This window comes from Klebsiella variicola (assembly GCF_000828055.2).
Classification (GTDB): domain Bacteria; phylum Pseudomonadota; class Gammaproteobacteria; order Enterobacterales; family Enterobacteriaceae; genus Klebsiella; species Klebsiella variicola.
Map to the genome: position 1 here is coordinate 2,307,465 of NZ_CP010523.2, position 23,357 is coordinate 2,330,821.

General features: G+C 57.0%; 24 protein-coding genes and 1 pseudogene. 11 read left to right on the plus strand and 14 right to left on the minus strand.

All coding sequences use genetic code 11. From position 1 onward, the window contains the following. Positions 1-38 precede the first annotated feature (38 nt). The gene (locus SP68_RS10785) at positions 39-641 is read right to left on the minus strand and encodes a helix-turn-helix domain-containing protein (RefSeq protein ID WP_022066437.1); all 603 of its coding nucleotides are present in this window, start codon (positions 639-641) and stop codon (positions 39-41) included. Positions 642-684: 43 nt separating this feature from the next. Here SP68_RS10785 and SP68_RS10790 point away from each other — a divergent pair, with 43 nt between their 5' ends. From SP68_RS10790 to SP68_RS10805, 4 genes and pseudogenes are all read left to right on the plus strand, one after another. Then, a complete protein-coding gene (locus tag SP68_RS10790) occupies positions 685-1,380 on the plus strand; it encodes a B3/B4 domain-containing protein (protein ID WP_008804539.1) in 696 nt (231 codons plus the stop codon). Between the two features lie 56 nt (positions 1,381-1,436). After that, positions 1,437-1,883, plus strand: a pseudogene (locus SP68_RS10795) (dihydrodipicolinate synthase family protein); the annotation flags it as partial. Positions 1,884-2,111: 228 nt separating this feature from the next. Next, on the plus strand, positions 2,112-2,474 hold the full coding sequence (locus SP68_RS10800; protein ID WP_022066440.1) for a TonB family protein: 363 nt from the start codon (positions 2,112-2,114) through the stop codon (positions 2,472-2,474). A 178-nt stretch (positions 2,475-2,652) separates the two neighbouring features. Further along, a complete protein-coding gene (locus SP68_RS10805) occupies positions 2,653-3,690 on the plus strand; it encodes a S66 family peptidase (protein WP_022066441.1) in 1,038 nt (345 codons plus the stop codon). Between the two features lie 375 nt (positions 3,691-4,065). On the opposite strand, the gene SP68_RS10810 is transcribed toward SP68_RS10805, so the two are convergent. Further along, complete coding sequence (locus tag SP68_RS10810) at positions 4,066-5,046, minus strand: quinone oxidoreductase family protein (RefSeq protein ID WP_008804543.1); 981 nt, start codon at positions 5,044-5,046, stop codon at positions 4,066-4,068. A gap of 107 nt (positions 5,047-5,153) precedes the next feature. Between SP68_RS10810 and SP68_RS10815 the strand changes: the two genes are divergently transcribed. Together SP68_RS10815 and sfnG are read left to right on the plus strand one after the other, a co-directional pair. Continuing rightward, positions 5,154-6,020 (plus strand): LysR family transcriptional regulator, encoded by an 867-nt coding sequence (locus SP68_RS10815; protein ID WP_012541460.1) that lies wholly within the window; start codon positions 5,154-5,156, stop codon positions 6,018-6,020. A 671-nt stretch (positions 6,021-6,691) separates the two neighbouring features. Beyond that, on the plus strand, positions 6,692-7,819 hold the full coding sequence (sfnG, locus tag SP68_RS10820) for a dimethylsulfone monooxygenase SfnG (protein WP_022066442.1): 1,128 nt from the start codon (positions 6,692-6,694) through the stop codon (positions 7,817-7,819). Between the two features lie 91 nt (positions 7,820-7,910). Here sfnG and SP68_RS10825 read toward each other — a convergent pair whose 3' ends face one another. The 3 genes from SP68_RS10825 to budA are packed head-to-tail and all read right to left on the minus strand — an operon-like array spanning position 7,911 to position 11,173. Next, entirely contained in the window at positions 7,911-8,681 is a 771-nt protein-coding gene (locus tag SP68_RS10825) for a (S)-acetoin forming diacetyl reductase (protein ID WP_008804546.1), read from the minus strand. 23 nt (positions 8,682-8,704) lie between these two features. Beyond that, complete coding sequence (gene alsS, locus SP68_RS10830) at positions 8,705-10,384, minus strand: acetolactate synthase AlsS (RefSeq protein WP_023297780.1); 1,680 nt, start codon at positions 10,382-10,384, stop codon at positions 8,705-8,707. A 9-nt stretch (positions 10,385-10,393) separates the two neighbouring features. Next, complete coding sequence (gene budA / locus SP68_RS10835; protein WP_008804548.1) at positions 10,394-11,173, minus strand: acetolactate decarboxylase; 780 nt, start codon at positions 11,171-11,173, stop codon at positions 10,394-10,396. Positions 11,174-11,279: 106 nt separating this feature from the next. On the opposite strand from budA, the gene SP68_RS10840 reads away from it, so the two are divergent. The 3 genes from SP68_RS10840 to SP68_RS10850 all read left to right on the plus strand — a co-directional run bounded on the left by SP68_RS10840 (position 11,280) and on the right by SP68_RS10850 (position 13,188). Beyond that, the gene (locus tag SP68_RS10840) at positions 11,280-12,152 is read left to right on the plus strand and encodes a LysR family transcriptional regulator (RefSeq protein ID WP_008804549.1); all 873 of its coding nucleotides are present in this window, start codon (positions 11,280-11,282) and stop codon (positions 12,150-12,152) included. A gap of 91 nt (positions 12,153-12,243) precedes the next feature. Beyond that, the gene (locus SP68_RS10845) at positions 12,244-12,636 is read left to right on the plus strand and encodes a cell envelope integrity TolA C-terminal domain-containing protein (RefSeq protein WP_023322775.1); all 393 of its coding nucleotides are present in this window, start codon (positions 12,244-12,246) and stop codon (positions 12,634-12,636) included. Between the two features lie 210 nt (positions 12,637-12,846). Continuing rightward, the gene (locus SP68_RS10850) at positions 12,847-13,188 is read left to right on the plus strand and encodes a hypothetical protein (RefSeq protein ID WP_023322774.1); all 342 of its coding nucleotides are present in this window, start codon (positions 12,847-12,849) and stop codon (positions 13,186-13,188) included. Between the two features lie 53 nt (positions 13,189-13,241). On the opposite strand, the gene SP68_RS10855 is transcribed toward SP68_RS10850, so the two are convergent. Genes SP68_RS10855 through SP68_RS10880 form a run of 6 tightly spaced genes read right to left on the minus strand, consistent with a single transcriptional unit; the run spans position 13,242 to position 18,966 of the window. Then, positions 13,242-14,012: a 3-hydroxybutyrate dehydrogenase gene (locus tag SP68_RS10855; protein WP_008804550.1), complete on the minus strand. Its 771-nt coding sequence runs from the start codon at positions 14,010-14,012 to the stop codon at positions 13,242-13,244. A 23-nt stretch (positions 14,013-14,035) separates the two neighbouring features. Beyond that, entirely contained in the window at positions 14,036-15,430 is a 1,395-nt protein-coding gene (locus SP68_RS10860; RefSeq protein ID WP_008804551.1) for a GntP family permease, read from the minus strand. A gap of 44 nt (positions 15,431-15,474) precedes the next feature. Beyond that, a complete protein-coding gene (locus SP68_RS10865; RefSeq protein ID WP_038422680.1) occupies positions 15,475-16,398 on the minus strand; it encodes a 3-hydroxyacyl-CoA dehydrogenase family protein in 924 nt (307 codons plus the stop codon). Between the two features lie 11 nt (positions 16,399-16,409). Beyond that, positions 16,410-17,591, minus strand: a complete 1,182-nt coding sequence (locus SP68_RS10870) for an acetyl-CoA C-acetyltransferase (protein ID WP_023322772.1) — start codon at positions 17,589-17,591, stop codon at positions 16,410-16,412. Between the two features lie 9 nt (positions 17,592-17,600). Continuing rightward, positions 17,601-18,257: a CoA transferase subunit B gene (locus tag SP68_RS10875; RefSeq protein WP_008804553.1), complete on the minus strand. Its 657-nt coding sequence runs from the start codon at positions 18,255-18,257 to the stop codon at positions 17,601-17,603. 1 nt (position 18,258) lies between these two features. Then, positions 18,259-18,966: a CoA transferase subunit A gene (locus tag SP68_RS10880; protein WP_016161241.1), complete on the minus strand. Its 708-nt coding sequence runs from the start codon at positions 18,964-18,966 to the stop codon at positions 18,259-18,261. A gap of 140 nt (positions 18,967-19,106) precedes the next feature. On the opposite strand from SP68_RS10880, the gene SP68_RS10885 reads away from it, so the two are divergent. Further along, complete coding sequence (locus SP68_RS10885; RefSeq protein WP_012541468.1) at positions 19,107-19,997, plus strand: LysR family transcriptional regulator; 891 nt, start codon at positions 19,107-19,109, stop codon at positions 19,995-19,997. A 48-nt stretch (positions 19,998-20,045) separates the two neighbouring features. Here the strand turns inward: SP68_RS10885 and SP68_RS27360 are convergent, their stop codons facing one another. Then, positions 20,046-20,186, minus strand: coding sequence for a hypothetical protein (locus tag SP68_RS27360; RefSeq protein ID WP_002908189.1), 141 nt, complete (start codon positions 20,184-20,186; stop codon positions 20,046-20,048). A 290-nt stretch (positions 20,187-20,476) separates the two neighbouring features. Between SP68_RS27360 and SP68_RS10890 the strand changes: the two genes are divergently transcribed. Continuing rightward, positions 20,477-21,385, plus strand: coding sequence for a DUF535 family protein (locus SP68_RS10890; protein WP_012967984.1), 909 nt, complete (start codon positions 20,477-20,479; stop codon positions 21,383-21,385). Between the two features lie 82 nt (positions 21,386-21,467). On the opposite strand, the gene SP68_RS10895 is transcribed toward SP68_RS10890, so the two are convergent. Next, on the minus strand, positions 21,468-22,685 hold the full coding sequence (locus SP68_RS10895; RefSeq protein WP_040968600.1) for an MFS transporter: 1,218 nt from the start codon (positions 22,683-22,685) through the stop codon (positions 21,468-21,470). A 188-nt stretch (positions 22,686-22,873) separates the two neighbouring features. After that, on the minus strand, positions 22,874-23,335 hold the full coding sequence (locus SP68_RS10900) for a winged helix-turn-helix transcriptional regulator (protein ID WP_040968599.1): 462 nt from the start codon (positions 23,333-23,335) through the stop codon (positions 22,874-22,876). Positions 23,336-23,357 lie beyond the last annotated feature (22 nt).

The following is a 23,357-nucleotide window of genomic DNA, read 5'->3' on the forward strand; positions in this document are numbered from 1 at the left end:
TTGATGAGACAAGCCCTACAGGCATACCGGGCAACCACTCAGGATGTTTTCTCATGTACTGTCATGATAAATACCAGCGGGCTCTCCCCCTGGTTTTCGTAGAAATGAGGAACGTCCGTTCTGGCCGTTGCCGAACAGCCGGTTTTTACCCGATACAAATGGTCCTTTACCCCCAATGTGAGCATGCCCGACTGAACATAAAACAGTTCAAGCGTTCCTTCCGTGTGGCCCGGTGAAGCAAACTTTTCCCCCGGCTGCATTTCCCACATCCAGAGCTCGGTCATATCAGGCCCACCCGACCCTGCGAGCAGTCTTGCTCTCCCGCCTTTTTCACCTTCCCACAATTCTGGGATCTCATCTTCAGCAATGAGATGCACAGTCGGTTTGGAACTGACATCCACAAAATCAGCCACCGAAACCCCCATCGCGGTAGCCAGGCGGCATAACAGAGCAATGCTGGGATTGGCCCGGCATCCTTCTATCTCAACCAGCGCTCCCTTGCTGACGCCGGCTCGACGGGAGAGTTCATCGAGGGAGATTTTCTTTTGCTTACGATACTGTTTAATTCGCTGAGATACGGCTTCATTCACCGTGTTGACGATAGCATTTGCATCGGTCATTAAATTGACTTTTTTGGTCATCGGTCATTATCATAGAATAAATTAGTCATTAAAGGATTATCACGTGTTAACCGTCTCTCCGTCAATTGCCCCTGAAATTTATCGTATTGCCCCAGGTTTTCGGGCACTCAGTATCTGCGTAAAAGCTGCGCCAGTGCTTCATCCCGACGCTGGAGAAATCGCGCTGCGGGAAGCCTGTGAAGCCGTTGTGGCCGGCGAACCGGAATGGGCGGGATCTCATCTGGCAGCCTGGGCCGACGTTTTTCAAAAGTTTGGTGCTAAACCTAAACGCACCCCTTGCTCAGCTGATGCGTTACGTAAGCGCGTATTACGTGACGGAACGATGCCCGCGCTCGATCCCATCGTTGATCTTTATAACGCCGTGAGTCTCCGCTACGCCGTACCGGTTGGTGGGGAGAATATCTCTGCCTATCAGGGGTCACCACGTCTGGCTGTGGCAAACGGAACAGAGCCTTTTGATACCGTCAAAGAGGGTGAAACGGCCGTTGAATATCCTTCACAAGGAGAGGTTATCTGGTGTGATGATACCGGCGCGACCTGCCGCCGCTGGAACTGGCGACAGGGGATCAGAACCCGTCTGGGCGTGGACGCTCAGCAAATGTGGTTCATTCTGGAAAGCCTGCCGCAGATGCCGCTGGAGAAACTGCACGAAGCCGGGAAGATGCTGACCGACGGCCTGGAAAAAATGATGCCCGGCCTGTGGTTTGACGTTGCTCTCATCGAAGAACAACAGCAGTAATATCCTTCAGGAGAAACAGGTATGTTTAGCGGTTATCGGCGTTTCCATTAACCCCAATAGCCGCCAGCGGCGTGGATGAAAAGGGGTTCAGCCATATGCTTTCCCGCCGTACAGATGCTCGGGTTGATTCTATGGGCATCCTGGGGTCAACCGCACGCTACGCCTATCTGACCCGGGAGCAGCGCAAGCGCGTAGCCACTCTGGCAAAACAGCATGCCGGGGACATCCCGGTTATGGTCTGTGTGGGATCGGTCCGTATCGACGCCATTCTACATCTGGCTGATGATGCCCAGGCAGCTGGCGCGAATGTCCTGTTACTCCCGGCGGTCAGCTACCAGTCACTCCGTGACGACGAAGTCTTCTCACGCTTCGAGGCCGTTACCCGGCACCTGTCTGTACCAGTGTGTATCTCTGAAAATCCGGGCACGACGCATTTTACCTTTACGGACGAACTCCATGGTCGTCTCTCATCACTTAAGGGTGTTAGCTCGGTCATGTTCCCTGACGAGCTGACAGCTGGCAAAAGGAATCATTGATACACTCGCTCAGCTCCCACTAGTCCTGATAGCGAAACGACCCCGGGAATGGATGTGGTACGAAGCGCCTGGTAAGAAGGTCAAAGGGATTGCCGCTGAAGACGCGGTATTCACTGATCATTTCATCTGGTAGCCTGTCACTCGCGCCGTTGGTAACGTGAAGATTCATGGTTAATTTTGGAATTCGGACGATTTATGCAAGCTATCAGACTATTCACCCTGATTCTGCCATTGTTCCTGGCACTCTGCGCCGGTATACCGGCCAGCGCCAGCACACCTTCAGGCAGCATTTCCTCTGCAAACACAGCAATTACCACTCATGATAAGAACGGAAATCTCCTGCCGAATGCTCTGCGGATTCAGTATGATGTTGATTCAGATGGCAGAGTTCAGAATGTTAAGATACTGGAATCGACAACGACTCCGGAGTTTGAACATAAAATCATCGAGAAAATGATGAGTAAATGGCGCTTTGAAAAGGGGAAACCGGGAATAGCTAAAAGAGTAGTCGTCATGATCCAACCCAAATCAGCCGACGGTCCCGCGAATAAGCAGTAAGCACTTTTGAGGATTAGTCGCCTGACGCATCATCTACGCCGGTAAAGTCCCTTGGGTGCCATGAGCAGACCTTTTAAAGGCTCATAGAAAAAACAAGCGGAGTGTTCGCCTGTTAATTTTACATCCTGGCTTTAATTATGGATTATGGAATTCTATATGTTCTGAAAAGGATTTATCCATGAGTGTCCTCTTTCCACCCAGGCTGGCTCCAGGAGATGTTATTGGTGTAACCGCTCCCTCTTCTGGCGTACCTGAACATCTGCATCCCAGACTGGAACTCGCCATAAAAAATCTAAAGAAAAGAGGTTACCAGGTCCGCCAAGGACACTGCTTACGCTCGCAGCACAAAAATAAAAGCGCCACTAAATTTTCTCGCGTTGAAGAATTAATGTCTTATCTTACTGACCCAGATATAAAAGCTGTTATGCCACCTTGGGGCGGTGATCTGGCGATGGAATTACTTGATTTGATTGATTTTGATCTGTTGTCCCGGTCTAAACCAAAATGGTTTGTGGGCTTTTCAGATCTTAGTACACTTCATTTCCCACTGACGACGATATCGGGCTGGGCTACTTTGCATGGGCCGAACCTCATGGATCTTGGCGCTCAAAAGTTAGATGCCACCACTCAGGCCGTATGGGAAATTCTGGAATCGAATCGGGGAACTGTAATCAAACAGTACTCTTCAACAGCATTTCAAGCGGATGAAAATCAATGGGGAACAGCGTCAGACGGAGGTTTCAATCTGACCCAAAAAACACAGTGGAAACGCCTTGATGGTGTTACATCTTCTCTGACATTTAGCGGGAAACTGATCGGCGGCTGCCTCGAAATAATATCCAGGTTAGCAGGTACACCATTCGGGAATGTGCCCTTGTTCAAGGCGAGCAATAGCCCTCAAGGAATAATCCTCTATTTTGAAAATGTGGAAATGGCTCCCTGTGAATTAACACGCGCATTATTTAGCTTACGATTACAGGGTTGGTTTGATAACTTAAATGGTGTTCTTATCGGCAGAAGTGCTGCACCCGACGTAAGCGACCCGACTAAACATAATTATCTGGATGCCCTTAAAGCCGCTTTTGAGAATATTGCCGTGCCCGTACTCTATGATGTTGATATTGGTCACATGCCTCCTCAAATATCCCTGGTAAATGGAGCCGATGCGACGGTATTTTTCGCTGAAAATGGTAGCTGGGTAACTCAGCAGTTGTAGATAAGGCAGTATTAATCACAAAGGCGGGCCTTGCTGTTCTTTTGCACTGAAGATCCGCTCTTCGTTCAGAGCGGACCTCACGGCGCTTCAGAGGGGCCGCGCTTTGTCAGAAATAGCCGTTTAACATGGCGATCGTTTACGTCGTGCATTAAGCAATGCCTGAGTGCCGGGAGCGGACATTGTATGAACGTTAGTAATTTAGCAGACTCATCCCCTTTATCTAATTTCTTGCATATCTCCCTGGCAGTACCTGAACGAGACGATAAGGGATGAACGATTGTCCTTAAGGGATATAAATCCAGCCTGGTCGTCACGTCACTGATACGGCATTTCTTTAAAGATGCCTGCGTCTCTTGTTTCATTCACGTCCGAGTCTTAAGCCTGAACCGTGAGAATGACGCTTCCTGTTGTATGACCCGCCTCCAGAACCCGGTGTGCTTCTGCTGCGTCGGTAAGGATAAATTCAGCGCCAATGTGATTTTCAAGTCCTGCCGACAGCGCTGACATAAGGTCAGAAGCCCCTTTCCTGTATAGCGCAGCATCATCTGAATAGGCGAGTGAACTTGGTCGCATTAGTGCTATAGATCGGGCAAATCCCAGTTCTTCCACCCGCACGGGAGGTATGGGGCCGGCAGGCTGTCCAAGACTGGCGACAGTGCCAAAAGGGCGGACCACGCCGAGCGTTCTGGAGAGCATTGTTCCTCCTATACCGTCGATGGCCAGATGTACGCCATACCCTTCCGTGATCTCGCGGACTTTGTCCGGCCATGCAGCGTCGGTATGGAGCAAAACTTCACTCGCACCAGCAAGGCGGGCCGTTGCTACTTTTTCCGGTGAACCCGTTGTACCGATAACCCTGGCACCTTTCATCGTTGCCCAGCGGGTCACTATCTGCCCCAGCCCTCCGGCAGCAGAATGAACCAGTATCCAGTCGCCAGCCCTGACTTCCCTTACTTTGTTGAGTAACATATGCGCGGTAAGGCCCCGAAGCATCGTACTACCGGCTGTACGAGTGTCCACACCATCCGGGATCCTGATAAGGCGGCTGGCAGGTATATTGCGACATTCAGCATAAGCGCCCATCGGATTTCCCGTATAGGCAACGCGGTCTCCTGCTGCAAAGGACCTGACGTTACTGCCCGTTGCTGTGACGACTCCGGCCCCTTCAAAACCAGGCACCGCCTGGGGATAGGGCTGAGGGTAGAGCCCTGAGCGAAAATAGATGTCAACAAAATTCACGCCGATTATTTCGTGTCTGATACTGACTTCATCGGGACCGGGACTGACTAGCTCTCTTTCCACCGCTTTAAGAACCTCAGGTCCACCCGGCTGGCTAATAATCATTGCTAACGACATTATTTTTTCCTCACTTATAAAGTGAGAAAACTATAAATGAGTTTATTACAGGAAGAATACAGGTATAAAAGCACCATACATGTGTAAAAATGCACAAGAGGTGAGATATGGACTGGCAGGATTTACATTTTTTTTTCGCCCTTGCCCGGTGTGGTTCCCTGTCGGCCGCAGCCAGGGAACTTGGCGTAGACCATGCCACTGTGGGCCGCCGGATTGCGGCCCTTGAAAGTTCTCTGGGCCTGAGGCTCACAGAGCGTTTGCCACGCCGTACCACGCTTACCGGGCATGGGCGGATTATCGCCTCCGGCGCTGACGAAATGTACCGTATTGCAGACCGTATTCGAATCCAGGCGAGGTCATTGTGTGCCGAACCGGCCGTGCCTATAAATATCAGCGCGTCACCTGCCGTTGCAGCACACCTCATTGCGCCTGCTATAGCAGGATTCACCCGGAAACATCCGGGTATCACGTTGTCATTATCCGGCGTTTCGCACCATGTTCTTCTGAATAAAAGTGAGGCTGACATTGCGGTTCGCCTGGAAAGGCCTGACGATCCAGACCTGATGACAAGGCGTATAGGTACCATGCGCTTTGGTCTTTATGCTTCTCAGTTCTGGCAAGAAATTCCGCAAGAAGATTGGGTATTTATTGCTTATGACAGCACGCTTGCACATGTCACGCAGCAGCAATGGCTGGAATCACTGCTGAACGGGCGACGAGTTATCTTTCGGGCAAGCGATCTGATGGCGCAGCAACAGGCAGCCCGGAAAGGATTGGGCATCGTTACTTTACCCTGCTTTATGGGTGATAATGACAGCGAACTGGTAAGGCTGCCGGAAAATCTGCCTTCGCCCGTGAGGAACATTTGGCTGGTTGCCTACCCTGAAATTAAGCGCGATCGCTCTGCTGTCGTGGTGATGGATTTCCTGGCTGAAATCATTGGCCGGTCCTGCCCACCTGGCAAGGATATCTGATTTTTTTCTTGTTAATTACTTATGTTATATGACTGGCAGGGTTTCCCGGTAAAACGAACCATTCACGTTTAGAGATCTTCCGACATACTGATTATGTCCTCTGAGGAGATCACCATGCGTAAAGCCCGATTCATCGAACACCAGATCATTGCCGTTCTGAAGTCCGTCGAAGACAGACGTACCGTTAAGGGGGCAGTTTGGATATCAAAAAATATTGTACGTTAAGGCTGTATTTTTGACCTTTCGACTTTAGCTGGTCTCAGCCGACGAAACCACTGCGGGGTTAATGAAACTGCCGTCGTAGTTGCTTATTTCATGCTTGTCAGAAACGACAGCATCCGTAATCAGACCTGTTATCCAAATTAATGTCAGGATAAATTTATCTTCCGGCAAGTTGTATAAGTTGCATTTGCAACATATGCGTAACCAGGCATGTTGCAAATGCAGCAGATAAGTTCCTTTCTTTTTTTATAATTAGCTGTTTTTAAAAAAATTATTTCGCCTCCTGTTTTGGCATGCATTCTGCAAACACCTTTATAACCAAATGCTGTCTTTTTATTTTTTAAAATCAAAAAACGTTATATAGAAAGATGGTAATTCGCGGCTACAGCAACTCGCCTGCAACGTGTTGTAAGGCGGACAGATAAATTCATCAATGACGGGAGTGCCCTATGTCCATTTCAGAGCCAGGTAATCATCCGCTGCAGTTCGCCTATTGGGTGCCGAACGTGTCGGGCGGGTTAGTGATCAGTAATATCCCGCAGCGTACCAGTTGGGATATCGACTACAACCGTAAGCTGGCGCAAATTGCTGAACGTGCCGGTTTTGACTATGCGCTTACGCAGATCCGTTTTACGGCCGGCTATGGTGCTGACAACCAACATGAGTCGGTCTCTTTTTCGCAGGCGCTACTCGCATCAACTGAAAATCTGAAAGTGATCGCCGCCTTGCTTCCCGGCCCCTGGAACCCCACTCTGGCAGCAAAACAAATCGCCACTATCAGTCATCTGTACGGCCCGCGCATCGCGGTCAATATCGTCAGCGGCTGGTTCCGTGGTGAGTTTAAAGCTATCGGCGAACCCTGGCTGGACCATGAAGAGCGTTACCTGCGTTCAGAAGAGTTTATCCGTTGCCTGCAGGGCATCTGGCGCGAAGACAGCTTTACCTTTGCCGGCGATTTCTATCGCTTTCGTGATTATTCCCTCAAGCCCAAGCCGCTGGCGCCGCTGCCGGAAATTTTCCAGGGTGGTAGTTCGCGTGCCGCGCGGGACATGGCCGCGCGCGTTTCCGACTGGTATTTCACCAACGGCAACACGCCTGAAGGCATCAAAGCACAGGTGGATGACATCCAGCGTAAGGCGGCACAAAACCAGCATCAGGTGAAGATCGGGGTTAACGGCTTCGTTATTGCGCGTGAAAGCGAAAAAGAGGCGCAGGCGGTGCTGCGGGAAATTATTGATAACGCCAATCCGGACGCGGTGAAAGGGTTCCAGCACGAAGTGAAAAACGCCGGCAGCGCATCGCCGGAGGGCGAGGGCAACTGGGCCAAATCCAGCTTTGAAGATTTGGTGCAATACAACGACGGCTTTAAAACCAACCTGATTGGCACGCCGCAGCAGATTGCAGAGCGCATCATTGCGCTCAAACAGTCAGGTGTCAATCTGCTGCTGCTGGCATTCCTGCATTTCCAGGAGGAAGTCGAGTTCTTCGGAAGGGAAGTGATCCCTCGGGTGCGTGAGCTGGAAAAGCAATCTCAGCCTGCTATAGCCCACGTCGTGCCAGAAGCCCTCAAGTATTGATGCTTCGTTTCCCCGGGATGCTTACACTTACAAACCAAAAAAAAGCCCCTGCGCGAAAGCAGGGGCAAGCCATGTCAGAGCTTATTTTTTATTAGTTAAATACCATCCCGCCGTCGATCAGCAACGACTGACCGGTCATGTAATCAGAATCCGGGCTGGCAAGATAGGAGACGCAGGCGGCGACATCTTCCGGCTCGGACAGACGACCGAGAGTGATGCGTTTGGCGAACTCGGCGGTACCGTAGCCCAGCGGTTTACCGGCGGCTTCGGACACCTGGCGGTCAATTTCGGCCCACATTGGCGTTTTGACAATCCCCGGGCAGTAGCCGTTGACCGTGATGCCCAGCGGCGCGAGGTCGCGAGCGGCGGTCTGGGTTAAGCCGCGTACCGCGAATTTACTGGAGCTATACACCGCCAGCTCCGGGTTGCCGACGTGGCCGGCCTGGGAACAGGCGTTGATGATTTTCCCGCCGTGCCCCTCTTTCTTAAAGGCCTCGACCGCCGCCTGAATACCCCAGATCACCCCTTTGACGTTGATGTTGTAGACTTTGTCGACAATCTCCGGGGTAATGGACTCGATCGGCGTAGACGGTGCCACACCGGCGTTATTGACGATGACGTCGAAGCCGCCCAGCGTTTTGCGCGCCTGTTCAACGGCGGCAAATACCTGATCGCGGTCGGAGACATCCACTTTCACCGCCACGGCGTGTCCGCCGGCCTGGTTGATTTCCGAGGCGACCGCTTTGGCGGTGGCGTCGTTATAATCGGCAATGGCCACGGCAAATCCATCCTTCACCAGACGAAGGGCGATAGCTTTACCAATCCCCTGGCCGGCGCCGGTAACAAGTGCGACTTTTTTCATTTTCCTTTCCTTATTGTGATGACTTACAGAATCTGACTCAGATGCAGCTGACCCATCAGCAGCGGGTTATCGCGATAATCCACCGGGATGGCCACCACCGCCGGGCCGTCGACGTCCATCGCCGCGCGCAGCGTCGGTTCCAGCGCCTCGGCGCTTTCCACGGCGAACCCTTTGGCGCCGAAGGATTCGGCATAGGCTTTAAAATCCATCGGCCCGAACTCGACGCCGGACAGGCGCTGATATTTTTTCTCTTCCTGAATAGCCACCATGTTGTAGCCGTTATCGACCCAGATGAGATGCAGCACGTTGGCTTTCAGGCGGACGGCGGTCTCCAGCTCCATGCTCGACTGCAGGAAGCCGCCGTCGCCGGAGACGGAGACCACTTTGCGCTCAGGATTGACCAGCCAGGCGCCGATGGCCCAGGGCAGGGCGACGCCCATGGTCTGCTGGCCGTTGGAGATCATCACCTGGCGGGCGCGGAAGCTGTACAGGTAGCGGGCGATCCAGATATGGAAGCTGCCCATGTCCACGGTCAGCGTGACGTCGCTGTTGACGATATCCTGCATGGCGCGAACGATGCGCAGCGGATGCAGGGCAAACTGATTCAGCTGCGCGCCGCGGCGGTCCAGCAGCTCGCGCTGGTGCTGGCGGTCGCGGAGGATCTCCGCCGCCTGCGGGGAGAGCACCAGCCGGTGATCGATATTTTGCGCCAGCTTGTTGAGGGTGCCGGCGATATCGCCCACCAGCTCGACATCCGGGGTGTAGTTGCGCTCTTCATAAGCGGGCAGCACGTCGATATGCACCAGCGTCGCGTTGCCGCTGTTCCACATCGCCGGTTCATATTCCACCGGGCTGTAGCCGATGCAGATCACCAGGTCGGCGAGCTGCAGCAGACGGTCCCCGGCCTGGTTGTTAAACAGCCCGACCCGACCGGCGAAGCGAGAGAAGTTATCCTGATTCACCGCCCCGGCGGCCTGATAGGTGCTGGTGACCGGAATATGGCTGGCCTCCAGCAAACGGCGCAGCGCCGCGCTGTTTTCCGGCTGGCTGGCCATCAGGCCGAGCAGGAAGATCGGGTTCTTCGCCTGAGCGATAAGCTTCGCCACCTGGTCGATGGCGTCATCCGGCGCGGCGCCCATCTGCGGTGCCCGGCTGGCCGGCAGTACTTTACCGCTGACCGGGCCATCGACCACATCCTGCGGCAGGCTGACGAACGCGCTGCCCGGGCGTCCCTGCTCGGCGGCGCGGAAGGCGTTGGAGACCACTTCCGCCAGCGCATCCGGCGCCGTCACCTCGACGGCGTATTTGGTGACCGGGCTGAACATCGCCACCGTATCCATACTCTGATGGACCTGCTTCGCCTTATCGGCACGTTTCACCGCCCCGCCCAGGGCGACCACCGGGTCGCCTTCGCTGTTGGCGGTGGCCATGCCGGTGATCAGATTGGAACAGCCCGGACCGGAGGTGACCAGCGCCACGCCCGCTTTGCCGGTAATGCGTCCGACCGCGGCGGCCATAAACGCGGCGTTGGCTTCGTGGCGTACCGGAATAATGCGAATCGAGGAATCCAGCAGTGAGTCGAACACCTTGTCGATTTTGGCGCCGGGGATACCGAAGATCTGACGTACGCCTTGCGCTTCCAACTGGCTGACGACGAGATCGGCGCCGTGCGCCCACTGGCGTACCGGATACTGTTTGTCCATGTGAACCCCTTAACTTTCTACGGAACGGATGGCGGCATCGAGATTATCGGGATGCAGATTGGCCTGCAGGAACGCGCTGTCGGCGGGCAGGTCGATCATCAGCTTGTGAATTTCGCCGAAGGTCAGCACCCCGTGATCGAGCTGGTAATCCAGCAGGTGACCGCCGCCTTTGCGGTCATCGGTAATAAAGTGCTCGTGATACCCGGCGACATTGATCCCCTGCATATGCTGCGGGGTACGGAAGCCGACCAGCACCCCTTCGCGCTGGTTAAAGCGGAACACCGGCTGATCGTCGAGGACGTCGGTCATCGCCCGGTACGGCGGCGTCTGGCGCGGCACGGTGCGGGTATGGGCATGGCGGAAATGGCCGTCGATGCGCAGGGCGCAGAACAGGTTGTCAGAGGGAATTTGCTGGTCAATAACGTCGTGCAGTTGCTGGCGGCTCACCGGATGGTCAAAGGTTTTCCGGTACTGCGGCTGGAACCAGGTCATCACCGCGAACGGCGTTTTTTGCTCCGGCTGGGCTTTGCGCGCGCTGCCGTCGGCGCGCAGCTGATAGACCTGACTGCTGAAGGCGATCAGCTCCCCGTCCAGCTCATTAAAGGTGCCGAGGCCGAAATCGCCGTGTTTCAGCAGGTCCGCGATGGTGGTGCTGCCTTCGTAAACCCCGCTCAGCAGGGCGCTCATTAGCGATGTCTGATAGAGCACGCTTTCGGGATGCTGCGCGGAAAACGCCCGTAGGGTTTCGCACAGACTCTCTTCGCAGGTGCATTCAGCAGAGTGATTCATATACCACTTCCTCGTTCAACAAATATAAGAAAGGTTAAATAAATGTTGACCCGATTCAGCTCACAGTTCCAATATAGAAACCATGCTGGTTTGAGACGTTTTCGATATGGAACTTCGTTATCTTCGTTATTTTGTCGCCGTCGCCAGGACGCGGCACTTCACCCAGGCCGCCAAGGAGCTGGGTATTTCACAACCTCCGTTAAGTCAGCAAATTCAGCGACTTGAACGAGAGGTGGGGACCCCGCTGTTTCGGCGTTTAACCCGCGGGGTGGAGCTGACGGAAGCGGGAGAGTCGTTCTATGAGGATGCCCGCCAGATCCTCGCCATGAGCGATGCGGCGCTGGAGAAGGCCAAGGGCATTGCGCGCGGGATGAACGGCAGCCTGTCGCTAGGCATTACCAGTTCTGATGCTTTCCATCCGCAAATCTTCACGTTGCTGCACCGTTTTCAGCTCGACCACCCCGGGGTGACCCTGCACCAGATGGAAGACAATATGGCCAATCTGATGACCGCCCTGAGCGAGGCCGAGCTGGATATCGCCTTCGTCCGTCTGCCGTGTGAGAGCAGTAAAGCCTTTAATCTGCGGATTATTGATGAGGAGCCGATGGTCATCGCGCTGCCGCGCGATAACCCGCTGGCGACGCAGCCGACCCTGGCCCTGGAACAGCTGTGCGACGTGGCGCCGATCCTCTTCCCGCGGGAGGTGGCCCCCGGGCTGTATGAGCTGGTGTACAACAGCTGCCTGCGCGCCGGGATCGACATGGAGCGTGCCTGGCAGTCGTCCCAGATTTCGTCGTCGCTGAGCATGGTCAATGCCGGGTTCGGCTTCGCGCTGGTCCCGCAGTCGATGACCTGCATTCAACAGCCGAACGTCAGCTATCACCCGCTCAGTGGGGCGCCGCTGAAGACCGATATCGCCATCGCCTGGCGGCGCTTCGAGCGCTCACGCACGGTGAAACGCTTTCTGGCGATGTTTTAATTGTCACCCCTGATAATTGGCAGGCCGCATGCTTTCGCTTTCACGTTACAGTTAGGCGGTCTTTCAGTGCTTGTACAAACAGGGAAGAGTTATGAAAAAAAGAGTGATGCCGGTGATGTTGCTTGCGGTGCTTAGCGGCTGCGCACCGCTGCACCCGTCCGATTGCCATAAAACCTCGGCCCTCGGCAGCTGTAGCTCCGGACGTTTTAGCGACGAGGATGAATATGGGCAGCAGGCAAGGGCGATTAAAAACGCGCTGGAGGCCCAGCTTGCCGATCGATATGCGTGGCACGGGAAAAAGTGCCGTCTGCATCTTGAGTTTGCCCGCGATGGTAAACTGAAAAAAATCGACGCCGTCGAGGGAAATAAAGCATACTGCGCCGCGCTACGCGAAGCGGCAGCGCGGGCGACCTTCCCGGCATTTACCAGTCAGCAAGTCTATGATGCTTTTGCCCGGTCACGTTTTAATATGCAGGGAGACTAGATTGAGAAAAGTCTTTTTTGGTTAACTAACTCATAATTTTCCGAGAGAAAGGAGGGATAATATTAATATATAACTGTATTGTGCTTTTTATTGTTTTCAATAGTAGGTTATTGTATTCGTTGATTAAATTAATGCTTTTAAGCATTTCAGGAAATAGAAATTGAATTTCACAGGGTTAAATCATTTGCTGCCTTAAACAAGGAGTGGTCAGTGAATAAAATTAATTTACAGGTGTGGTCAACATTCAGACTTTACGGCAAAATTTGCGAAAATTGCTCCGGCGCAATGGCACTGTGTTTGTTGCAAGCGCTGGCAATGTTGGGTTGTCTCAGCAACCGTGGTGTGGGTGGGGCATATTACTGGCTATTAACGTTTATAGCTGTTTTAGCCACCGTTGGTTTCCTGGGGTCTCTCATTAGTATTGGTAACACCATCTATTTCTATACCAGAGACCGGAAAATTGAGTGTTATATCATTTATGCTGTTTTTTATCCTGTGGTGATTGGCGTGTTGATCACTGCAGCTGCCACCTTGAAGTCAATTAGCGGTTAGTCAGCCTGGCGCTGCAGTAACAGGGGAGCCATTACCTGACTCCCCGAGTTCGTCTACTGCGCCACCCAGCCGCCATCCATATTCCATGCGGCGCCGCGCACCTGGGCAGCGGCATCGCTGCACAGAAACAGCGCCATTTCGCCCAGTTGCTGCGGGGTGACAAACTCCCCGGAGGGCTGTTTTTCCGCCAGAAGCTGGGCGCTGGCCTGCTCCGGGTCGACCCCCTCGGCGATGCGCTTATCGATCTGCTGCTGCACCAGCGGGGTCAGCACCCAGCCCGGGCAGATGGCATTGCAGGTGATGCCGCTGCGCGCGGTTTCCAGGGCCACGGTTTTGGTCAGCCCGACCACCGCGTGCTTGGCGGCGACGTAGGCCGATTTCTCTTTCGACGCCACCAGGCCATGCACTGAGGCTATGTTGATAATGCGCCCCCAGTTGCGCTGGCGCATGCCCGGCAGCGCCAGGCGGGTGGTGTGGAAGACGCTGGAGAGATTGATCGCGATGATGTCGTTCCATTTGTCCACCGGGAACTGCTCCACCGGGGCGACGTGCTGGATGCCGGCGTTATTGATCACGATATCGACGCCGCCGAAGGTGCTTTCGGCATAGTGCATCATCGCCTCGATCTGCCCGACGTCGCGCAGGTCGGCGTCGTGATAGCCGGGGATCTTACCCAGCGCGGCGACTTCAGCCCGGGCGTGGCTGCTGTCGCCGAAGCCATTGAGGATCACCTGCGCGCCCGCCTGAGCCAGCACTTTGGCGATCCCTAAACCGATGCCGCTGGTGGAGCCGGTGACCAGCGCTGTTTTACCGTGCAAATTCATTTTATTACTCCTTCAATCGGGTATCAGACAATGCCGGTCACATAGAACGTGGCAATGACAAACAGTACCGCGAGGCTTTTGATCACCGTGATGGCGAAAATACCGCCGTAGGCCTGGCGATGGCTCAGGCCGGTGATCGCCAGCAGAGTGATCACCGCCCCGTTATGCGGCAGGGTGTCCATGCCGCCGCTGGCCATGGCGGCGACGCGGTGCAGGACCTCGAGCGGAATATTGGCGGCGTGGGCGGCGGCGACAAAGGTCTCGGACATCGCCGCCAGCGCGATGCTCATCCCCCCGGAGGCCGAGCCGGTGATCCCGGCCAGCACCGTGACGCTGATCGCCTCGTTTAACAGCGGATTGGGAATGGCCGCGAGGGCTTTCGACAGCACCAGGAAACCCGGCAGGGCGGCGATAACCGCGCCGAATCCGTACTCAGAGGCGGTGTTCATCGCCGCGAGAATAGCCCCACCCACCGCCGTTCGGCTCCCCTCCGCCAGCCGGCCGCGGATATTGCGATAGCCGCAGACCAGCACCAGCACAATGCCGGAGAGCAGCGCCGCCTGCACCGCCCAGATAGCGGTGATTTTCCCTACTTCGGTGACGACAGGCTTCGCCAGACCCGGCAGGGTGAGCTCATGGCTGGCGCCGTACCACTGCGGGATCCAGTGGGTAAACAGCAGATTCAGCACCCCCACTAACAGCAACGGGGCGATAGCGATCAGCGGATGCGGCAGATCGATGTCATCCGGGGTCTCCGGCTCATTTTGCAGGTCGGTCCCATAGCCTTCGCCGCGGGCCTGTGCTTTGCGGCGCTGACGCTCCAGCCACAGCAAGCCAAAAATGATAATGAACAGCGAGCCGATAAGCCCCAGCCAGGGGGCCGCCCAGGCGTTGGTGCCGAAGAAACTGGTGGGGATAATATTCTGGATCTGCGGCGTGCCGGGCAGGGCGTCCATGGTAAACGAGAATGCCCCGAGGGCGACGGTGGCCGGGATCAGCCGTTTGGGGATCCCGCTCTGGCGAAACAGTTCGGCGGCGAAGGGGTAGACGGCAAAAGCCACCACAAACAGCGACACCCCGCCGTAGGTTAGCAGGGCGCACACCAGCACGATCACCGGGATCGCGTGGCGGCGTCCGAGGATGCGGATGGCGGCGGCGACAATCGACCGCGAGAATCCCGACAGCTCAATCAGCTTGCCGAACACGGCGCCCAGCAGAAACACCGGGAAATAGAGCTTCACAAAGCCGACCATTTTTTCCATAAACAGGCCGGTAAAGGCCGGGCCGACCGCGCCCGGGTCGGTGACCAGCACCGCGCCGAGGGCGGCGATCGGCGCAAAGAGGATCACGCTGTATCCACGGTAGGCCGCCAGCATCAGTAACGCCAGTGCGGCCAGGGCAATTATCACACTCATCACGACGTCTCACTCTCATTGTTATTGTAGGGGTACAGAACGCGATACTAGGGCTTCAGAGCGTAGCGAAGCTGATGTTCCCGGCGCGACTGGATGCGCTGTTGCCGCGCCTCATCCCAGCGGTAAAAGCCTTGTCCACTGCGGGCGCCGGTGTCGCCTCGCGCCACCTTTTCCGCCACCAGCGACATCATCTCGCTCCCGCTGGCCAGCTCCGGCAGCAGGTGCTGGCAGATATCCTGGACCGTCGCCAGCCCGGTCATGTCCGCTGCCTCCAGCGGGCCGACCATCGCATAGCGGCGGCCCAGCGAGGCGCGCATCACCTGGTCCACTACCTCGGCAGAGGCAATGCCGCTGTGGACGATATGCAGCGCTTCGCGCAGCAGGGCGAACTGCAGCCGGTTGCCGACAAAGCCCGGCGCGGCGCGATTGAGCACCACCGCTTCCAGCGCGCAGGCGGCGCAAAAGTCGCTCACCTGGCGCGCCAGATGGGGCAGTGTGGCGCTCCCGGGCACCACTTCCACCAGCGGGATCAGGTGCGGCGGATGCCAGAAATGGGCGATCAGCAGCCGTTCAGGGTGGCGCATGCCCTGCGCCAGCGAGTCCGGCGGCAGGCCGCTGGTGTTGCTGGCGATAATCGCCTCGTCGGCGATCAGCGTTTCCAGTTCGGCATACAGGGCGTGCTTCAGTGCCAGCCGCTCGGGGATCGCTTCTATCAGCAGCGTGGTGTCGGCCAGGGTATTCAGCGCCGGGGTGGGGGTCAGACGGGCCAGCACAGCGTCGCGGTCGGCGGGATCCTGCTGGCCGCTCGCCTCCAGCTCGCGCAGGATGGCGCTGGCCACCGCCGGAACCTCGGCGAGACGCTGCGGATCGGTGTCATACAGGCGGACGGCGTGACCGTGACGGGCGAAATGGCAGGCGATACCTACGCCCATCAGTCCCGCGCCGAGTACCGCCAGGCGTGGTGTAAACATAGTGGCTCCTGTTAACGTTGTAGAGTCATGGCGATGCCCTGGCCGCCGCCGACGCACAGGGTTGCCAGCCCTTTGCTGGCGCCCCGGCGCTGCATCTCATGCACCAGGCTGACGAGGATCCGGCAGCCGGAGGCGCCGATGGGATGGCCAAGGGCGATGGCGCCGCCGTTGACGTTGACCTTCTCGCTATCCCACTCAAGCAGCTGACCGACGGCCAGCGCCTGGACGGCAAAAGCCTCGTTAGCTTCGATAAGATCCACCTCGTCCAGCGTCCAGCCGGCGCGCTGCAGCGCTTTACGGCAGGCGCTCACCGGGCCGATGCCCATCACCGATGGGTCGACCCCGGCGACCGCTGAGCTGACAATGCGCGCCAGCACCGGTAGCCCGAGCTCGTGCGCTTTATCGACGCGCATCAGCAGGACCGCCGCGGCGCCGTCGTTCAGCGACGAGGCGTTTCCGGCAGTGACGCTGCCGTCAGCGGGACGAAACGCCGGGCGCAGCTGGGCCAGCTGCTGCTCGCTGGTCTCCGGGCGCGGTTGCTCGTCGTCAGTCACGACACGCGGCGGCTTTTTGCCCTGCGGGACGCTGACCGGGACGATCTCCTCGCGAAAGCGTCCGGCGGCGATGGCGGCCGCCGCTTTGCGCTGGGACCCGGCGGCAAAGGCATCCTGGCGCTCACGGCTGATGTCGAAGGCATCAGCCAGATTCTCGGCGGTAATGCCCATGTGGTAGTCGTTAAAGGCGTCCCACAGGCCGTCCAGAATCATGCTGTCCTGCAGGCTGGCGTGGCCGAAACGCAGGCCGTCGCGGGCGCCGTGCATCAGATAGGGGGCATTGCTCATGCTCTCCTGGCCGCCGGCGATGACGATCTCGGCGTCGCCGCAGCGGATCGCCTGCACCGCCTGCTGAACCGCTTTCAGCCCGGAGCCGCACACCAGATTGACGGTGACCGCCGGGGTGTCGATCGGCAAGCCAGCCCGCAGCGCGGTCTGGCGCGCCGGGTTCTGCCCGCAGCCGGCGGTGAGCACCTGGCCGAAAATCAGTTCGTCGACCGCCGCGGCGGGCAGCTGGCCGCGTTCAAGCAGGCTGCGCACCACCGCCGCGCCGAGGTCGACGGCGGAAAGAGGGGCGAAGGCGCCGCGAAAGCTGCCGACCGGAGTGCGTACTGCAGCAACAATGGCAATATCGGTCATGGTCTCTCCTTAGCTGAAGCGCATTTCGCGCACATCGTCGGCCACGATCAGTCGTCCCGCCGTTTTACGCATCACCTCGTCGGGGCTCACTCCCGGGGCCACTTCGCGCAGGACAAACGTGCCGTCGACAATGTCCAGCAGGGCCAGATCGGTGAGCACCCGGCGAATACAGCCCACGCCGGTGAGCGGCAGGGTGCACTGCGGCAGCAGTTTGGATTCGCCGTTTTTTGAGGCGTGGGTCATCACCACGATGATGTTCTGCGCGCCGGCTACCAGGTCCATGGCGCCGCCCATCCCCTTGACCATTTTTCCAGGGATCATCCATGAGGCGATGTTGCCCGCGACGTCGACCTCAAAGGCGCCAAGAACGGTCAGGTCAACGTGGCCGCCGCGGATCATGGCGAACGACTGAGCGGAGTCGAAGATGGCCGCCCCGGTTTGCGCGGTGACGGTCTGCTTGCCGGCGTTAATCATGTCGGCGTCGATCGTGGCTTCGTCTGGAAATTCGCCCATCCCCAGCAGGCCGTTCTCCGACTGGAGCATCACCTCAATACCGGCGGGAATGTAATTGGCCACCAGCGTCGGGATACCGATCCCTAGGTTGACGTAGTCGCCGTCGCGTAGCTCCTGGGCGACGCGCATCGCCATTTGTTCACGGGTCAGCATCTCACTTCCCTCCGGCGCGCAGGGTGCGCTGTTCAATACGTTTTTCGAATTGCCCGACGATCAGCCGGTCGACATAGATCCCCGGGGTGTGGATGGCGGAGGGCGGCAGTTCGCCCGGCGGTACAATCTCTTCCACCTCCACCACCGTAATACGCCCGGCGGTGGCCATCAGCGGGTTGAAATTCTGCGCGGTATGGCGATATACCACATTGCCGTACCAGTCGGCTTTCCAGCCTTTGACCAGCGCGAAATCGCCGCGGATCGCCTCTTCAAGGATGTAGTGCCTGCCGTCGAACTGGCGCACCTCTTTGCCTTCGGCGACCGGGGTGCCATACCCGGTGGCGGTGTAAAAACCGGGGATCCCGGCGCCGCCGGCGCGAATTTTTTCGGCCAGCGTTCCCTGAGGAGTGAGCTCAACCGCCAGCTCGCCGCTCAGCACCAGCTGTTCAAACAGCGCGTTCTCCCCGACGTAAGAGGCCACCACCTTGCTGATCTGGCGTGACTCCAGCAGCATACCGAGACCGAAGCCGTCGACGCCGCAGTTATTGGAGACCACCGTCAGCCCCTGCACCTGGCGACGCTGCACCTCGGCGATCAAGTTCTCGGGAATGCCGCACAGGCCGAAACCGCCGGCGAGCAGCGTCATGCCGTCCGTTAACCCTTCCAGCGCCGCTTCATAGCTGGCGACGCGTTTATCCAGTCCTGCCATCTTGTCTCTCCTGCCTTGCGATAGCCTTATCATTGGCGCTGGAGACTGATTTGATAATTTTGAATTTGTGACCCACTCATTTGGAATTTTAATTAATTTCCTGTTAACTAATTTTTTTCAATTAGTTAACAGGAAGAAAAATGAGAATGAGTGTCAAACAGTTACGCGCGTTTTTAGCGGTAGCTCACACTCTGAATTTCGCCCACGCCAGCGAAAGGCTCAATTTGTCGCAGCCAGCCCTCAGTTTGACCATCAAAGGGTTAGAGGAGGCGCTGGGCGGCGCGCTGCTGCAGCGCAGCACCCGCAAAGTGACCCTTACCCAGGAGGGGGAACTCTTTCTGCCGATGGCCCGTCAGCTGCTGGCCGACTGGGATAACGTCGAGGAGGCCATGCGTCAGAGCTTTACCCTGCAACGGGGTAAAATTTCGGTGGCCGCGATGCCGTCGTTTGCCGCCAACGTCCTGCCGGAGGCGCTGAAGGCCTTTCGCGACCGCTATGCCGGCGTGAACGTCACGGTGCATGACGTGATTAATGAGCAGGTGATCGAGATGGTGCGCGAGGGGCGAGTGGAGATGGGTATTGCCTTCGAGCCATCGCCCACCCACAACCTGCTGTTTACCCCGCTGGCGGTGGACCGCTTCGTGGCGATCGTTCCCCGGCAATCCCCGCTGGCGAAGAAAAAGCAGCTCACCTGGCAGGAGCTGTTGACCCTCGATTTTATTACCCTGCAGCGTCCCTCGGCGGTACGCCTGATGCTGGAGGAGGCGCTGGCGCGCAGCGGTCGCCAGCTGGACGTAGCGCTGGAGAGTCACCAACTGGTGACGGTGGGGAGAATGGTGGCCAGCGGCCTGGGGGGCAGCGCGGTACCGGCGCTGTGTAAAACGCAGATGACCTCCCTGGGGGCCGTCTGCATCCCGCTCAGCGATCCGCCGATTGAGAAGTGCGTCGGTGCGATCCATGCCGGGCATATGCCGCTGTCGAAGGCGGCGCAGGCGCTGCTGGATACGCTGAAAGGGTTCTTGCCGACCTGAGCAGGCGGGAGGGGCAAAAAAAAACCGGCCTGCTGGCCGGTTTGACAATCAGATTTTGCAGGCGTCGCCGCAATCGTCATCGGCAACGATCGCCTGCGCTTTTTTGTCCGCTTCTTCCAGACGCTCCGCGTTGCGTTCTTCTGCTTCATCCAGGCCGCTGAAGACCAGGTTGTCGAGATCAATTTCCATAAGTTACCTATCGTTGCTGGTTTTTAATCAGCGTCAAGTATAGGGCAAAACCGCCAGCGGATGTAGCCGCTCTCCGCGCCGAACGCACAGAGCGTTAAGTCGCGGGGCGGCAGGCTTTCCCTACTATAAATAACCGTTGACAGGCGGGAGTTGGCTTTATTAATCACCATACAGAATGATTTCCTGTGTATATATTAAATGAAAGGACAACGAAGGAGTAATTAAGCATTGACGAAAAGCTTTTATGTTAATATGGCCGCGATTATGGATGAATCTATGGATCTTAATCAATGGAACATACTGTTGCAGGCGCCATCAAAGAATGGCGTAAACATAATAAAGTGATCGGTCAGGTCAAAATAAACTATAAAAAAGTTTTACGAAAATGCAGAGAGCTCTCGCTCGCAGGAGGTAAATACAGAGAATATCAAGAACTTTGTGCAAAATATCAGTGTGCGCGGTTGACCGCCGTGACCAAAGGGCTGGTGCCTTTTGAGGATAAACCGTTTAAAGCGTATCTCAATAAACGGCTGTCAAAACGACGCAAGCTGGATATTGCCCACGGTTCACTGAATTTTATTGAGAAAACGTTTCACCCTGATGTCCTGCCGCAGCTGTACAATGTGGCAGATTTTGGTCGCGCGATGTTCTCTATTCCTTTGAAAAATGGCGATAATCTTGACGTTAAACTGTTGGCGTCGCCGTTTCAGGAGGAGGGCGAGCTGATGCTGCAGCTGTTTCTCGGTGACCGGCGCGTCTATAGCGTCTGTTTTTCCTGTACCGACGATGGCCGCGCCTATATTGGCGGCATCCAGGGCGGAAAAGATATCACCAATGACGAAGTGAAGGTGCTGACTAAAGAGCTGCATGGCGCGCGGCCGAAAAATATCATCATGAGCGTGCTGTATGGTTTCCTGCGTTATTTCAGCATCACCACGGTCTACGCGATCGATTCCGATTTCCACGTGAAAAGCGATCTGGTGAAAGCCAGTTATTCATCGCTGTGGCTGGAAATGGGCGGTGAGAAACAGGCTCGCGGCTGGTATAAATTGCCGGCGCAAGAGATCAAAAAAAGTATTGAAGAGGTGAAAAGTAAGCACCGGAGCCAGTTTATTAAGCGCGAAGGTGTCAAGGAGTTGATTCAGATAGATATGGCGAACGCCCTGCAGCACATTACGTTGCAAGCACGGGTGAATTAACGCCTCTCATACGCCAGCCGGGCTGCAGGGGGCTGCTACCCGGCTGGCGATTTCCTCTCTCCCCAGGTCGCTGTGCCGTAGGTTACTGCCCGCTCTCGCCGATTGGCGGTGACGCGGAGACGGTGAGCAGCGGAGCGCTGCGCCACCATACCATCAGGGCGACAATCGCGATAACGCTCAGCACGCCGAAGGCGGTGGCATAGGAGTAGTGCCCGGCGATAGACCCGGTTAACGCCGGACTCATTGCCGCCCCGGCGCCCTGCATCAGCATCACCACGCTCTGTCCAGCGTTAACGTGCCCGCTGCCGCGCAGCAGCGAGACGATAAAGCTGGGCACCGCCACCCCCAAAATCCCTGCCGCCAGGCCATCAAGAATTTGCACCGGGACCATCATCGCCGGGGCGTCGCTGGACGCCGCCAGCGCCGCCCGGATGGGCATGATCAGCAGCGCCAGCAGGATGCATCGCCAGTAACCGTATTTGTCGATGCTGCCGGCGACCCGGATGGCCACCGGGATCATCACCACCTGCGAAATAATCACCGTGGCGGCGGCAAACAGTCCGGGATTGAGGTGTCCCGGCGCGGCGGCGATCCGCATGCTCAGCATCGGCAACAGTGCGGCATTGGCGAGATGGAACAGCATCAGGGTTACGCCGGCGATCAGCAGCGGCGTATGGCGGAACAGGATGGCAAACCCCGGCAGGGAGGGCGTGGATGCCGCTTCGATGCCGCGGGCGGCGTCATCGTCGATATCGCAGCCGCGGATCGCCAGCAGGGCGACCAGGGTAAGCAGCGTGGTACAGGCCATCAGAATGAAAATGCCGCCGATGCCCCAGTACCAGGCGATAGCCCCGGCCATTAGCGCGGTGAAGAAATTCCCCGCGTGGTTGAAGGCTTCGTTTTTCCCCATCTGGGCGCTAAAGCCGCGCTGTCTGGCAAGACCGAGGGTAATCCCGGCGATCAGCGGTCCGACAAAGGCCGCGCAGATGCCGCTGGCGACTTGCGAGAGGGCGACCACGCTGGTCTTCTGACTAAACCAGAGCAGCAGGGTGGTGAGGGTGATCGCCAGGCAGACCCCGGCCAGCAGCAAGCGCTTATGCCGCGAGCTGTCGGTGATGAAGCCGGCGGGCAGGGTCGCCAGCAGGCCGGCGATACCGCCGACGGACATCAGCAGGCCAATGTCCTCCGCCTGCCAGTGACGCTGGGTGAGAAAGATCCCCAGAAACGGGCCGAGGCCGTCGCGCACATCGGCAATAAAAAAGCTGGTCAGACATAAAGCCCGCAGAGAACGAAGCGACATTTTCTACCTTTAGCATGCGCGATCTGCGCGTCGGAATGGTCGGGTCGGGGTTACCGGATACCTTCATCCTTTATCGCACCGTTCGATGAAACAAAAATGTCCCGCGCTCGTCGGGTACCGTGGCTATGCAACATACCCGCTTGCGGCGGCTTTCGCCAGAGGCGTACGAAAGTTCTGTAGCGGCGCTATTAGCGTTCGTCTGCCTTGACGATCTGCAGGGTGGCGGGGCTCGCCACGGTGCCGCTGGCAGTAATAAACCCCGGATGGACAGCCTCGCCGCTGGCGCTGTCCACCAATGCTATATGCGGCGCACTGTGCAGCACGTGCTGATGGCCCCATTCCATCAGGGCGAACAGCACCAGCGCCAGGCTACGGCTTTTATCAGTCAGAACATATTCATACCGTTCGCGGGAGCCGGCTTCCCGGTAGGGCACTTTGCTGAGCAATCCCGTTTCGGTCATGGTTTTTAACCGGATGGTGAGCGTCTGGCGGGTAATATGGGTGTGCGACAGCATCGTTTCAAAGCGCGTCACGCCGTAAAACGCCTCGCGGAGGATCAACAGCACCCAGCGGTCGCCGAGGATTTTCGCCCCTTCCGCCAGGCCGCACAGCGCCGGGTCGAGGTAGGGCAGTGATTTATTTTTTGACATCGCGAGATTGACCTTCTACTCT

Coding starts and splice junctions, on each gene's coding strand:
- SP68_RS10785 (WP_022066437.1), bottom strand. CDS start 641: ATGACCAAAAAAGTCAATTTAATGACCGATGCAAATGCTATCGTCAAC.
- SP68_RS10800 (WP_022066440.1), top strand. CDS start 2,112: ATGCAAGCTATCAGACTATTCACCCTGATTCTGCCATTGTTCCTGGCA.
- SP68_RS10805 (WP_022066441.1), top strand. CDS start 2,653: ATGAGTGTCCTCTTTCCACCCAGGCTGGCTCCAGGAGATGTTATTGGT.
- SP68_RS10810 (WP_008804543.1), bottom strand. CDS start 5,046: ATGTCGTTAGCAATGATTATTAGCCAGCCGGGTGGACCTGAGGTTCTT.
- SP68_RS10815 (WP_012541460.1), top strand. CDS start 5,154: ATGGACTGGCAGGATTTACATTTTTTTTTCGCCCTTGCCCGGTGTGGT.
- sfnG (WP_022066442.1), top strand. CDS start 6,692: ATGTCCATTTCAGAGCCAGGTAATCATCCGCTGCAGTTCGCCTATTGG.
- SP68_RS10825 (WP_008804546.1), bottom strand. CDS start 8,681: ATGAAAAAAGTCGCACTTGTTACCGGCGCCGGCCAGGGGATTGGTAAA.
- alsS (WP_023297780.1), bottom strand. CDS start 10,384: ATGGACAAACAGTATCCGGTACGCCAGTGGGCGCACGGCGCCGATCTC.
- budA (WP_008804548.1), bottom strand. CDS start 11,173: ATGAATCACTCTGCTGAATGCACCTGCGAAGAGAGTCTGTGCGAAACC.
- SP68_RS10840 (WP_008804549.1), top strand. CDS start 11,280: ATGGAACTTCGTTATCTTCGTTATTTTGTCGCCGTCGCCAGGACGCGG.
- SP68_RS10845 (WP_023322775.1), top strand. CDS start 12,244: ATGAAAAAAAGAGTGATGCCGGTGATGTTGCTTGCGGTGCTTAGCGGC.
- SP68_RS10855 (WP_008804550.1), bottom strand. CDS start 14,012: ATGAATTTGCACGGTAAAACAGCGCTGGTCACCGGCTCCACCAGCGGC.
- SP68_RS10865 (WP_038422680.1), bottom strand. CDS start 16,398: ATGTTTACACCACGCCTGGCGGTACTCGGCGCGGGACTGATGGGCGTA.
- SP68_RS10870 (WP_023322772.1), bottom strand. CDS start 17,591: ATGACCGATATTGCCATTGTTGCTGCAGTACGCACTCCGGTCGGCAGC.
- SP68_RS10875 (WP_008804553.1), bottom strand. CDS start 18,257: ATGCTGACCCGTGAACAAATGGCGATGCGCGTCGCCCAGGAGCTACGC.
- SP68_RS10880 (WP_016161241.1), bottom strand. CDS start 18,966: ATGGCAGGACTGGATAAACGCGTCGCCAGCTATGAAGCGGCGCTGGAA.
- SP68_RS10885 (WP_012541468.1), top strand. CDS start 19,107: ATGAGAATGAGTGTCAAACAGTTACGCGCGTTTTTAGCGGTAGCTCAC.
- SP68_RS27360 (WP_002908189.1), bottom strand. CDS start 20,186: ATGGAAATTGATCTCGACAACCTGGTCTTCAGCGGCCTGGATGAAGCA.
- SP68_RS10890 (WP_012967984.1), top strand. CDS start 20,477: ATGGAACATACTGTTGCAGGCGCCATCAAAGAATGGCGTAAACATAAT.
- SP68_RS10895 (WP_040968600.1), bottom strand. CDS start 22,685: ATGTCGCTTCGTTCTCTGCGGGCTTTATGTCTGACCAGCTTTTTTATT.
- SP68_RS10900 (WP_040968599.1), bottom strand. CDS start 23,335: ATGTCAAAAAATAAATCACTGCCCTACCTCGACCCGGCGCTGTGCGGC.